The organism is Enterobacter cloacae complex sp. IR5401 (assembly GCF_049238425.1).
Taxonomy (GTDB): domain Bacteria; phylum Pseudomonadota; class Gammaproteobacteria; order Enterobacterales; family Enterobacteriaceae; genus Enterobacter; species Enterobacter hormaechei_C.
On record NZ_JBMKHN010000001.1, the window covers coordinates 270554 to 283756 of the forward strand.

At 54.3% G+C, this 13203-nt stretch carries 6 protein-coding genes; 2 read left to right on the top strand and 4 right to left on the bottom strand.

Going from position 1 to position 13203, the window contains the following annotated elements; all coding sequences use genetic code 11:
- Positions 1-77: 77 nt before the first annotated feature.
- Together nrdA and ubiG are read right to left on the bottom strand one after the other, a co-directional pair.
- Positions 78-2363 (bottom strand): class 1a ribonucleoside-diphosphate reductase subunit alpha, encoded by a 2286-nt coding sequence (nrdA, locus tag ACOTX1_RS01270; protein WP_003859415.1) that lies wholly within the window; start codon positions 2361-2363, stop codon positions 78-80.
- A gap of 348 nt (positions 2364-2711) precedes the next feature.
- A complete protein-coding gene (gene ubiG, locus ACOTX1_RS01275) occupies positions 2712-3440 on the bottom strand; it encodes a bifunctional 2-polyprenyl-6-hydroxyphenol methylase/3-demethylubiquinol 3-O-methyltransferase UbiG (RefSeq protein ID WP_421766814.1) in 729 nt (242 codons plus the stop codon).
- Positions 3441-3586: 146 nt separating this feature from the next.
- On the opposite strand from ubiG, the gene gyrA reads away from it, so the two are divergent.
- Together gyrA and rcsC are read left to right on the top strand one after the other, a co-directional pair.
- The gene (gene gyrA / locus ACOTX1_RS01280) at positions 3587-6223 is read left to right on the top strand and encodes a DNA topoisomerase (ATP-hydrolyzing) subunit A (RefSeq protein ID WP_023314566.1); all 2637 of its coding nucleotides are present in this window, start codon (positions 3587-3589) and stop codon (positions 6221-6223) included.
- A gap of 135 nt (positions 6224-6358) precedes the next feature.
- Positions 6359-9205, top strand: a complete 2847-nt coding sequence (gene rcsC / locus ACOTX1_RS01285) for a two-component system sensor histidine kinase RcsC (protein ID WP_022651523.1) — start codon at positions 6359-6361, stop codon at positions 9203-9205.
- Between the two features lie 111 nt (positions 9206-9316).
- On the opposite strand, the gene rcsB is transcribed toward rcsC, so the two are convergent.
- Positions 9317-9967, bottom strand: a complete 651-nt coding sequence (rcsB, locus tag ACOTX1_RS01290) for a response regulator transcription factor RcsB (protein WP_003859405.1) — start codon at positions 9965-9967, stop codon at positions 9317-9319.
- A 16-nt stretch (positions 9968-9983) separates the two neighbouring features.
- A complete protein-coding gene (rcsD, locus tag ACOTX1_RS01295) occupies positions 9984-12656 on the bottom strand; it encodes a phosphotransferase RcsD (RefSeq protein ID WP_126497649.1) in 2673 nt (890 codons plus the stop codon).
- Positions 12657-13203 lie beyond the last annotated feature (547 nt).

Consider the following 13203-nt stretch of genomic DNA (forward strand, 5'->3'; position numbering starts at 1 on the left):
ACCCCGGCCCTCTCCCACAGGGAGAGGGGGAAAGAGTTCCCTCTCCCTGTGGGAGAGGGTTAGGGTGAGGGAATTTATTAGATCTTACATGCGCCGCTTTCGCAGCCATCGTCCTGAATTGACGGCGCCAGGTCGTCCTGGGCGTCTTCCGCACCATCACGGGTGTTGTGATAGTACAGCGTTTTCACGCCAAATTTGTAGGCTGTCAGCAGGTCCTTCAACAGCTGCTGCATCGGTACCTTGCCGGACGGGAAGCGCGTCGGGTCGTAGTTGGTATTGGCAGAGATCGACTGGTCGATAAACTTCTGCATGATACCCACCAGTTGGAGGTAGCCGTCGTTGTTTGGCATTTCCCACAGCAGCTCGTAGTTGTCACCCAGCGTTTCGTAATCCGGTACCACCTGACGCAGCACGCCGTCTTTCGACGCTTTAATGCTGACGTGCCCGCGCGGTGGCTCAATACCGTTAGTGGCGTTGGAGATCTGCGAAGAGGTCTCGGACGGCATCAGGGCAGAGAGCGTGGAGTTACGCAGGCCGTGAGTTTTAATGGACTCGCGCAGGCCTTCCCAGTCGAGGTGCAGCGGCTCGCTGACGATCGCATCCAGGTCTTTTTTATAGGTGTCGATCGGCAGAATGCCTTTCGCGTAAGTGGTTTCGTTGAACCACGGGCACGCGCCTTGCTCTTTCGCCAGCTCGTTAGAGGCTTTCATCAGGTAGTACTGGATCGCTTCGAACGTCTGGTGCGTCAGATTGTTGGCGCTGCCGTCGGAGTAACGCTTGCCGTTTTTCGCCAGCCAGTAGGCGAAGTTGATTACGCCGATACCTAAAGTGCGACGGCCCATTGCGCCGCGTTTTGCCGCCGGGATTGGGTAATCCTGGTAGTCCAGCAGGGCGTCGAGGGCACGAACAGCCAGCACCGCCAGCTCTTCCAGCTCGTCCAGGCTCTTAATCGCACCCAGGTTGAACGCAGAGAGCGTACACAGCGCGATTTCGCCGTTTTCGTCGTTCACATCGTCCAGCGGTTTGGTCGGCAGGGCGATCTCCAGGCACAGGTTGGACTGGCGCACTGGGGCAACCACCGGATCGAACGGGCTGTGGGTGTTGCAGTGGTCAACGTTCTGGATGTAGATACGGCCGGTAGAAGCACGTTCCTGCATCATCAGGGAGAACAGATCGACCGCCTTCACGCGCTGCTTACGGATGCTGTCGTCTTTTTCATATTTGGTGTACAGACGCTCGAACTCATCCTGATCGGCGAAGAACGCGTCATACAGGCCCGGGACGTCGGATGGGCTGAACAGGGTGATGTCTTCCCCTTTCAGCAGGCGGGTGTACATCAGCTTGTTGATCTGCACGCCGTAGTCCATGTGACGCACGCGGTTGCCTTCCACGCCGCGGTTGTTCTTCAGAACCAGCAGGCTTTCCACTTCCAGGTGCCACATCGGGTAGAACAGGGTCGCAGCGCCACCGCGCACGCCGCCCTGAGAGCAGGATTTTACTGCCGTCTGGAAGTGCTTGTAGAACGGGATACAGCCGGTGTGGAACGCTTCACCGCCGCGGATTGGACTGCCAAGCGCACGGATACGACCGGCGTTGATGCCGATACCGGCACGCTGGGAAACGTATTTCACGATGGCGCTGGAGGTCGCGTTGATGGAATCCAGGCTGTCACCGCACTCGATCAGCACGCAGGAGCTGAACTGACGGGTAGGGGTGCGCACGCCAGACATGATTGGCGTAGGCAGAGAAATCTTGAACGTAGAGACCGCATCGTAGAAACGCTTCACGTAGTCCAGACGGGTTTCGCGTGGATAATTAGAGAACAGGCAGGCGGCCACCAGAATATAGAGGAACTGGGCGCTTTCGTAGATCTCACCGGTTACACGGTTCTGAACCAGGTATTTGCCTTCGAGCTGCTTCACCGCCGCGTAGGAGAAGTTCATGTCGCGCCAGTGATCGATAAACCCGTTCATCTGCTCGAACTCTTCTTCCGTATAGTCTTCCAGCAGATGCGTGTCGTATTTGCCCAGCTCAACCATTTTCACTACGTGATCGTAAAGCTTCGGCGGCTCGAACTGACCGTAGGCTTTTTTACGCAGGTGGAAAATCGCCAGACGCGCAGCGAGGTACTGATAATCCGGTGCGTCGCGGGAGATCAGATCTGCCGCTGCTTTGATAATGGTTTCGTGGATATCAGACGTTTTGATGCCGTCGTAGAACTGAATGTGAGAACGCAGTTCAACCTGGGAGATAGATACGTTGTTCAGTCCTTCTGCTGCCCAGTCGAGAACTCGATGGATTTTGTCCAGATTGATACGCTCGGTGGTACCGTCGCGCTTTGTCACCAGCAGACTCTGATTCATGTGGGTTTTTACCTGTCCGTGAAATAAAAAATATCCCCCGCTTATCCACAGACCCGTCTTGTGACTAACTCTGTGGATAAATACTACATATAGGGGTTTTGCGATAAGAAGAACGCTATATGGTGAGTATTCTAGTAAGGATTCTTTTCAGTACAAGGGTTGATTTTGACGTTAAATTGAGGTTGTGAAAGGATAAAAAAGGCTAAGTCCTCGTGCCGTAAGGCCTGGAAGAGATGTCAATAATTAAGAAAAAAAATTCAAAATTTGATCGAGTGCTGATTTCTTCAACGGGAGGTCAGAATTGCGCAACATGATGTCGCGCAATCTTTATAAGAATAACGAATGACGTTAGTCGTTTTTGGCGGTTGTGTGCAACATATAGTTAACATCCACACCTGGGGCAAGTTTGAATTTATCCGTCAACGGGTTGTAGTGCAGGCCCGTCATGTGCTGCTCCTTAAGCCATGTCTGGTCAACCCATCCCAGCAGTTCGGCAGGCTTGATGAACTTCTTCACGTCGTGCGTCCCTTTCGGCACCATGCGCAGCACATATTCCGCGCCTACCACGGCCATCAGCCAGGCTTTGCCGCTGCGGTTGATGGTCGAGAAGAAGACCTGTCCACCCGGTTTCACCAGGTTTGCACAGGCGCTGACGACCGACTGCGGATCGGGAACGTGCTCCAGCATCTCCATACAGGTCACCACGTCATACTGGTGCGCATGTTTTGCCGCGTGCTCTTCCACGGTTTCCTGAACGTATTCTACCTGTATGCCGGACTCCAGCGCATGAAGACGCGCAACCTGTAGAGGTTCGAAGCCCATGTCCAGACCGGTGACGGTGGCCCCTTCACGCGCCATACTTTCCGCCAGGATGCCGCCGCCGCAGCCGACGTCGAGCACTTTCTTACCGAACAGACCGCCGGAACGCTCCGCGATATAGCCCAGACGCAGCGGGTTAATACGATGCAGAGGTTTGAACTCACCTTCGAGATCCCACCAGCGGGACGCCACCGCTTCAAATTTGGCAATCTCTTCGTGGTCAACGTTGTGAGCCACCGGGGATTTTTCGGCATTCATGGGCGCTTTTACTCCTTATTTAGCAAGACAAATGAGTATATCAGGCAATCCCTGTGAATAAAGCGTATAGGTTTACCTGTATCACCGCGGCTGTGTTATAATTTGCGACCTTTGAATCCGGGATACAGTAGAGGGATAGCGGTTAGATGAGCGACCTTGCGAGAGAAATTACACCGGTTAACATCGAGGAAGAGCTGAAAAGCTCCTATCTGGACTATGCGATGTCGGTCATTGTTGGCCGTGCGCTGCCGGACGTCCGCGATGGCCTGAAGCCGGTACACCGTCGCGTACTATACGCCATGAACGTATTGGGCAATGACTGGAATAAAGCCTACAAAAAATCTGCCCGTGTCGTTGGTGACGTAATCGGTAAATACCATCCCCATGGTGATTCCGCGGTGTACGACACCATTGTCCGTATGGCGCAGCCCTTCTCGCTGCGTTACATGCTGGTAGATGGTCAGGGTAACTTTGGTTCTATCGACGGCGACTCCGCCGCGGCAATGCGTTATACGGAAATCCGTCTGGCGAAGATTGCCCATGAGCTGATGGCTGACCTGGAAAAAGAGACGGTTGATTTCGTTGATAACTACGACGGCACGGAAAAAATTCCTGACGTCATGCCAACGAAGATCCCAAACCTGCTGGTGAACGGTTCGTCCGGTATCGCCGTCGGTATGGCAACCAACATTCCGCCGCACAATATCACGGAAGTGATCAACGGCTGCCTGGCCTACATTGACGATGAAGACATCAGCATTGAAGGGCTGATGGAACACATCCCGGGCCCGGACTTCCCGACGGCGGCAATCATCAATGGCCGTCGCGGTATTGAAGAAGCGTACCGTACCGGTCGCGGCAAGATTTACATCCGTGCCCGCGCCGAAGTGGAAGCGGACGCCAAAACCGGCCGTGAAACCATTATTGTTCACGAGATCCCGTATCAGGTGAACAAAGCGCGACTGATTGAAAAAATCGCCGAGCTGGTAAAAGAAAAACGCGTTGAAGGCATCAGCGCGCTGCGTGACGAGTCTGACAAAGACGGTATGCGCATCGTGATTGAAATCAAGCGCGACGCGGTGGGTGAAGTTGTGTTGAACAACCTTTACTCCCAGACTCAGCTTCAGGTCTCCTTCGGTATCAACATGGTTGCGCTGCACCATGGCCAGCCGAAGATCATGAACCTGAAAGAGATCCTGAGCGCGTTCGTGCGTCACCGCCGTGAAGTGGTGACTCGCCGTACCATCTTCGAACTGCGCAAAGCGCGCGACCGTGCCCATATCCTTGAAGCACTGGCCGTTGCGCTGGCGAACATCGACCCGATCATCGAGCTGATCCGCCGTGCGCCGACGCCAGCAGAAGCGAAGGCGTCGCTGGTTGCGCGTTCATGGGATCTGGGCAACGTGGCGGCGATGCTGGAACGTGCCGGCGATGACGCTGCGCGTCCTGAGTGGCTGGAGCCGGAATTCGGCGTGCGTGACGGTCAGTACTACCTGACTGAACAGCAGGCCCAGGCGATTCTGGATCTGCGTTTGCAGAAACTGACCGGCCTTGAGCATGAAAAACTGCTCGACGAGTACAAAGAGCTGCTGGAGCAGATTGCCGAGCTGCTGCATATCCTGGGTAGCGCAGAGCGCCTGATGGAAGTGATCCGTGAAGAGCTGGAGCTGGTTCGCGATCAGTTCGGCGACGAGCGTCGCACCGAAATCACGGCCAACAGCTCTGATATCAACATTGAAGATCTGATCAACCGCGAAGACGTGGTAGTGACGCTGTCTCACCAGGGCTACGTGAAGTATCAGCCGTTGACCGACTACGAAGCTCAGCGTCGGGGCGGTAAAGGCAAATCTGCGGCGCGTATTAAAGAAGAAGACTTCATTGATCGTCTGCTGGTGGCGAACACCCATGACACGATCCTCTGCTTCTCCAGCCGGGGCCGTCTGTACTGGATGAAAGTCTATCAGCTGCCGGAAGCAAGCCGTGGCGCGCGTGGACGTCCAATCGTCAACCTGCTGCCGCTGGAAGCGAACGAACGTATCACCGCCATTCTGCCAGTACGCGAGTACGAAGAGGGCGTGAACGTCTTTATGGCGACCGCGAGCGGTACCGTGAAGAAAACCGCGCTGACCGAATTCAGCCGTCCACGTTCAGCGGGGATCATCGCGGTGAACCTGAACGAAGGCGACGAACTGATCGGCGTGGATCTGACGTCCGGTTCTGATGAAGTGATGCTCTTCTCTGCCGCCGGTAAAGTGGTGCGCTTCAAAGAGAACGCCGTGCGCGCAATGGGTCGTACGGCGACCGGCGTGCGTGGTATCAAGCTGGCGGGTGAAGACTCCGTTGTTTCCCTGATCGTTCCTCGTGGCGAAGGCGCAATCCTGACCGTCACCCAGAACGGCTACGGTAAACGTACGGCGGAAAGCGAATACCCGACCAAGTCTCGCGGCACGCAGGGCGTTATCTCCATCAAAGTGACCGAGCGCAACGGTTCCGTTGTTGGCGCGGTGCAGGTGGACGACGCGGACCAGATCATGATGATCACCGATGCCGGTACGCTGGTGCGTACCCGCGTGTCAGAGATCAGCGTGGTAGGTCGTAACACCCAGGGCGTTATCCTCATCCGCACTGCGGAAGATGAAAACGTCGTCGGTCTGCAACGCGTTGCTGAGCCGGTGGATGACGAAGAGCTTGACTCTATCGACGGCAGCGTCGCGGAAGGGGATGATGAAATCGCCCCGGAAGCGGACACCGATGATGAAGCAGCGGATGACGCTGACGAGTAACGTCTCCTGACGCATAAAGGGCCGGTTTCCGGCCCTTTTGTTTTGCGCAAGCAGACAAGTGAACGTTGCGACAAGCCGCGTTTACCGCTACCTTAACCACATTCTTTTTGACCCCGACGGCGGAGCCTCGCCCCTTTGAAATACCTCGTCTCCTTTCGTACCACGTTAAAAGTCTCCCGCTATCTGTTTCGGGCGCTTGCGCTACTGCTATGGTTGCTGGTGGCACTGCTCTCGGTGTTTTACATCGTTAACGCGTTACACCAGAAAGAAGCGGAGATCCGCCAGGAGTTTAATTTGAGCTCGGATCAGGCTCAGCGCTATATCCAGCGTACGTCTGACGTGATGAAAGAGCTTAAGTATATTGCTGAGAATCGACTGACGGCGGAGAACGGTATTCTTGCCATCCGCGGTCGGGATGAAAAAACCGAAGTGCCTGATTTCGAACCGCTCTTCCCGGATTCCGATTGTTCCGCCATGGGCAAAGCCTGGCGTGGTTCACTGGAGTCCCTGTCATGGTTTATGCGCTACTGGCGCGATAACTTCTCGGCCGCTTACGATCTGAACCGTGTCTACCTGATTAGCAACGAAAATCTCTGCATGGCGGATTTCGGCCTGCGGGATATGCCCGTCGAACGCGAAGACGCGCTGAAAAGCCTGCATGAGCGCATAGTGAAATACCGTAATGCGCCTCAGGAAGAGCGCGGGAACAACATCTTCTGGATAAGCCAGGGGCCGCGCATGGGGGTCGGCTATTTCTATGCCCTGACTCCGGTTTACCTCGGAAACCGCCTGCAAGCGCTGCTGGGGATTGAACAAACCATCCGCATGGAAAACTTCTTCACGCCGGGCAGTCTGCCGATGGGCGTGACCATTCTGGATGAAAACGGCCATCCGCTCATCTCCCTTACCGGGCCTGAAAACCGCCTGAAGGTGGAACCCAGCTGGATGCAGGAGCGGTCATGGTTTGGCTATACCTCCGGGTTCCGCGAGCTGGTGCTGAAGAAAAGTTTACCGCCATCGTCGCTGAGCATTGTCTACTCGCTGCCGGTGGACAAGGTCCTGGAGCGCATTCGCATCCTGATCCTTAACGCCATTTTGCTGAACATCGCGGTAGGCGTCGCGCTGTTTATGCTGGCGAGAATGTATGAGCGGCGGATCTTTATTCCGGCGGAGGCGGATGCTCAGCGTCTGGAGGAGCACGAGCAGTTTAACCGTAAAATTGTCGCCTCGGCACCGGTGGGGATCTGCATCCTGCGTACTCAGGACGGGACAAATATCCTCAGTAACGAGCTTGCCCATAACTACCTGAACATGCTAACGCATGAAGACCGTCAGCGGTTAACGCAGATCATCTGTGGGCAACAGGTTAACTTTGTGGATGTGCTGACCAGCACCCACACTAACCTGCAAATCAGCTTTGTCCATTCGCGCTACCGTAATGAAAACGTGGCGATTTGCGTGCTGGTGGACGTCTCTGCGCGCGTGAAAATGGAAGAGTCGTTGCAGGATATGGCGCAGGCGGCGGAGCAGGCCAGTCAGTCGAAATCGATGTTCCTCGCGACCGTCAGTCATGAGCTGCGTACGCCGCTGTACGGTATTATCGGTAACCTCGATCTGCTCCAGACCAAAGAGCTGCCGAAAGGGGTCGACCGGCTGGTGACGGCCATGAACAACTCGTCCAGCCTGCTGCTGAAAATCATCAGCGATATTCTCGACTTCTCTAAAATTGAATCCGAGCAGTTGAAAATAGAGCCGCGCGAGTTCTCCCCGCGCGAGGTGATGAACCATATCTGCGCTAACTATCTGCCGCTGGTGGTGCGTAAACAGCTTGGGCTGTACTGCTTTATCGAGCCGGATGTGCCCCTGACGCTGCATGGCGATCCGATGCGTCTGCAACAGGTCATCTCAAACCTGCTGAGCAACGCCATCAAATTCACCGATATCGGCTGTATTGTGCTGCACGTCTGTCGGGCAGGGGAGTACCTGACCATTCGCGTGCGCGACACGGGGGTGGGGATTCCGGCGAAAGAAGTTGTTCGCCTGTTCGATCCGTTCTTCCAGGTGGGAACCGGCGTCCAGCGTAATTTTCAGGGGACCGGGCTAGGTCTGGCGATTTGCGAGAAGCTTATCAGCATGATGGACGGGGATATCTCCGTCGATACTGAGCCGGGTATGGGCAGCCAGTTCACCATTCGTATTCCGCTCTATTCGGCGCATTATCCGGCGAAAACCACGGTCGACGGCCTGAGCGATAAGCACTGCTGGCTGGCGGTGCACAACGCCTCCTTACATGATTTCCTGACCTCAATGCTGACCAGCAGCGGCGTGCGGGTTTCGCGCTACGAAGGCCAGACGCCGGGCGCGGATGACATGCTGATCACCGACGTTGAGCCGGAACAGGCGTGGGCGGGGCGCGGCGTGGTGATGTTCTGCCGCCGTCATATCGGTATTCCGCTTGAGCGTTCGCCTGGAGTATGGGTGCACAGCGTGGCGACACCGCACGAGCTGCTGGGCTTGCTGGCGCGCATTTACAGCGTGCAGCTTGAAGACAGCGACGGCGCCACCGTGCTGGCTTCCCCTGATGAGCTGGCGTCGGTGAACGACGATATGATGATTCTGGTCGTCGACGATCATCCGATTAACCGTCGTCTGCTCGCAGACCAGCTTGGCTCTCTGGGCTATCAGTGTAAAACGGCCAATGATGGCGTGGATGCCCTGAATGTCTTAAGTAAGAACCATATTGATATTGTGCTCAGCGATGTGAACATGCCTAACATGGACGGCTACCGTCTGACGCAGCGTATCCGGCAGCTGGGGCTGACGCTGCCGGTGGTGGGGGTGACAGCCAACGCGCTGGCGGAGGAGAAGCAGCGCTGTCTGGAGTCGGGAATGGACAGCTGCCTGTCGAAGCCGGTCACGCTGGATGTACTGAAGCAGACGCTATCCGTCTATGCGGAGCGGGTACGAAAAGCGAGACAATAAAAAAGGCCCGAAAGGGCCTTTTTTATGTGCCCGGCGGCGCTGCGCTTGCGCGGGCCTGCGGGGTTTGTAGGCCGGGTAAGCGCGAGCGCCACCCGGCATAGACAGCGAGGATCAGTCTTTGTCCGTTGCGCTCAGCGTCACGGAAGAGAGATAGTTCAGCAGGGCGATATCGTTATCCACACCCAGCTTCATCATCGCGGATTTTTTCTGGCTACTGATGGTTTTAATACTGCGGTTCAGCTTCTTGGCGATTTCAGTGACCAGGAAACCTTCAGCGAACAGACGCAGAACTTCACTCTCTTTAGGCGAGAGACGCTTGTCGCCATAACCACCCGCGCTGATTTTTTCAAGCAGGCGTGAGACGCTCTCAGGAGTGAATTTCTTCCCTTTCTGTAGCGCCGCCAGCGCTTTTGGCAGATCGGTAGGTGCGCCTTGTTTCAGCACAATCCCTTCAATATCGAGATCCAGAACGGCGCTCAGGATCGCCGGGTTATTGTTCATGGTCAGAACAATGATCGAAATGTCCGGGAAGTGGCGTTTAATGTATTTGATGAGCGTGATCCCATCACCGTATTTATCTCCAGGCATGGAGAGATCGGTAATGAGCACGTGCGCATCAAGTTTAGGCAGGTTGTTAATGAGGGCTGTGGAATCTTCAAATTCACCGACTACATTCACCCACTCGATCTGTTCAAGTGATTTGCGAATACCGAACAGTACAATCGGATGGTCATCGGCAATAATTACGTTCATATTGTTCATGTATAAGGCTACCTTGCTACAGCAAGCTCTTGACGTAAGCGTCAATGTCGCTGATGTATTTTTCAATGCCAGAGGCATCTTTCTCACGAATTAGATGTTCCAGCGTTTCACATAACTGCTTGCCGGGAACCAGATTAAGCATGGCAAACACCCCTTTAAGCCGGTGTGCTGTCTGTGCCAGCGCTGCAAAATCCTGCGCAGCGGACTCAGTATACAACCGCTTAACATCATCTGGTACTGTATCAACGAAGAGCGAATAATATCCGCTGGCATGGAGTTCGGCATTTTCATCGCCGCCTAACGGTGACTCCAGGATCTCTTCCTGCGCCAGATTCTCTTCAATCAGTTGTAATACAGCTTCCTGCATTGCATTGCTCATATTAAAGTTGACGCGCAGCTGCCCAGGGCCGATTTTCCGCACGCCTGGCTCATCATCGCTTAAAAGCAAGCCTGAGGCAGTAAGATTAGACGGATTATCAGTTAAAAATAGATCAAATTCTTGACTCGCGAGCCTTTCGTCCGGGGTAATGCAGGACGCACCCCAGTTTTCCAGCTGACGTACGACGACATTTCGGATCTCACTGGAGGTCACATCCACCATCACCACCACATCGTCCAGCAGACGCTCTTCATCCTCTTCCTGTGGATTCGCCGCCATTTTAACGTGTAAAGAGTAGCGGGTGCCGAGGGATTCGCGCGCCTTAATGTTCAGATGACCGCCCAGCTTACGCGCCAGCTGATCGCAAAGCCAGAAGGTGAGGGCATTCGCCTTACCGTAGTGGTCGCGCTGGGTATCGTTCAGGAACGGGAAGTGCAGGTTATCAATTTCGCTCACGGTCACGCCTTCACCCGTATCAAGGATGCGGAACGTCAGACGATCGTCGGTGGACTCATCGGTGCTGACTTCAAGGGTGATCTTGCCGATCTGCGTCGTGGTGACGGCATACTGAATCAACATCATCAGGATGCGACGCAGGGCATCGCGATCGCCATGACGTTCGTCGTTGGCCGGTAAATGGTTGTTGATCAGCAGCTGGAGTCCCTTGCGCTTGATCACCGGCAGGACTTCCGGCACCACCTCATCAATCAGGTCCTGGATGGAGAAGAGCGTAGGGGTGCCCTTCCAGATGTCATTCTCCAGCATGTTCGCAAGCTGGATTTCGTCCACCAGACGAACCAGTGAATCGGCCTGGCTGCTTAGCTGTCGGCTTTCTGGCGTGCTCAGATCAGCAATCTGCGTGGCGAGTGACTTCAACGGCTGTTTAAAGGCATCGCCAATATTTTGCATAAACGCGGCGCGGCCATGCTGGTTTTTCTCGTACAGTCTTTGCGCCTGCTTGAGCTTTTTATTCACCAGCACTTCGCGATCCTGATCGCGAATGATGAAGATTTGCGTGCGCGACGTGACCTGACTGCGGAACTGACGGATCTCATACAGTTCATTATTAATGGTGGCCTGGATGACACCCTGATGCTGGTCCGCCATGGCCGTAATATTTTGCAGGTTAAGATGCGGCAGAAGGTGATCGGCAATTTTATTGCTCATTACCGTGCGGTTTGCCTCCTGATCGTGAACGAGCACCCCAAGCGGCAGCACGGAAATAATCTCTTCATTCAGGGCACGAAGAATGCGCAGCTCGTTGCTGGTCCCGGCTGATACCGACGTCGAGTCGCTCTGGCGGCCCGACTGGAAACGGAAGGTGCTATAACCAAACAGCGCCAGCGCCAGCAGGCCGATATTCAGCAGCAGCGGCAGCAGAATGTTTTGCAGAGTATCAAGCATCAGGGTGCCAAAAGGCACCTGCCACACCAGACGCATACCGGTTGAGTTGAGCGATGAGGCAATCTCAATCTTTGAGCCATTAAATGAGATGGCTACGCTGTCCGCGCCTTCTTTATCCGACGGCGAGCGCATATTTTGGGTGCTGTTGTCTGGCTCCAGACGGAAGCTGTCCAGCGGCATATCCGGTGGGATGAGATCGTTAATCGGCAGGTCGAAGGCAACCACGGTCGCCAGATGGCCCGGCTGGTTAAAGGTGGTTCGCAGCGTAAAGTAGTGACCATTCTGCCAGGCAAGACGGCGTAATGACGAGAAACTTTCGCGCTCGTCCAGCGCGTTGGCCTGTTGCAGCATTTCTGCCCGACGGGAATCGACAATACTGCCAACGGTGGTCTCTTTAAAGCCCGACGAGAGATCCTTAAGCGGCAGGGTCGAGATCAGGATCATGCTGTTGTCCTGACCGTTCAGGTAATACATGGACCACGGTACGGTCTCGGCGCCCCACAGGGTGTCCAGATAGGAGGAGATCCGCTGCGTCATCTCAAGCGTTGCGCTGTCGTGCGAGCCGAAAATCAGGGCTTCCGTCTTGCGCTGCGGTTTTTCAAGGTAATACACATCCTGCTTAAGGCGCGTTTCCTGCAACCCTTCGCCTGATGAGGTGGCGGGCGCGGCAGCGATATTGTCGTAGATTTGCCAGGTCGCATAGCGCCACGTATCAATGCGCTTATGCACCGCATGGGTGATATCGACGATTTGATAGCTTTTATCTTTAAGCCAGGTGTTAACGGCGCTCTGGATCATCACTCCCATTGTGACTAACAGCACAACGATCAACAGAAGAAAGAAACGGGTGATGCTGCCCGGTAGAAGGGAGAATTTGCTCGGGGCGGTAGTTTCAGTCTGACTCATCGATGTGTTTAACCCGTAATGGCCGCGCGGTAATGGGATAGGGCAGTATAAAGGGTAATAACTGAATTTCCAGCGTCGTTATCGGTATGACCTTGACTTTTTATCCGGGTAACCGGCTTCAACGTCCCCGGGTGAAAGGTGTACAAAACCCCGTGAAATGTATAAATACGCCGTCGCACTGGCAGAAAAATAGCACGAATAAACAAGAAATTAATTTCGATAGCATAAAAACAATTAAGTGCAAGCCGTATTCGGGATTTAGTTAATAGTCGTTATCATTACCCTGCGGTAGCACATTAAATGTAGGTTGACGTAAAGAAAGGTAAAAAAAAACCGAATGCGAAGCATCCGGTTCAATTAGGGATAAACAGACATTCAGAACTGAATGACGGTAATAAATAAAGTTAATGATGATAGCGAGGGTTATTTTAGTGGTGTTGAAGGGAATTTTTTTGTCATTCAGTGCTGTACTGTTTTTTACGGCAATTTGCTGAATTTAATGCGATATATTTTTGTTTTGATTATCCGTGCTATATTTTTAAACTAT

Excerpts from the sequence above, each read along its gene's own strand:
- ubiG (WP_421766814.1), bottom strand. The coding sequence starts at position 3,440 with ATGAATGCCGAAAAATCCCCGGTGGCTCACAACGTTGACCACGAAGAG.
- nrdA (WP_003859415.1), bottom strand. The coding sequence starts at position 2,363 with ATGAATCAGAGTCTGCTGGTGACAAAGCGCGACGGTACCACCGAGCGT.
- rcsD (WP_126497649.1), bottom strand. The coding sequence starts at position 12,656 with ATGAGTCAGACTGAAACTACCGCCCCGAGCAAATTCTCCCTTCTACCG.
- gyrA (WP_023314566.1), top strand. The coding sequence starts at position 3,587 with ATGAGCGACCTTGCGAGAGAAATTACACCGGTTAACATCGAGGAAGAG.
- rcsB (WP_003859405.1), bottom strand. The coding sequence starts at position 9,967 with ATGAACAATATGAACGTAATTATTGCCGATGACCATCCGATTGTACTG.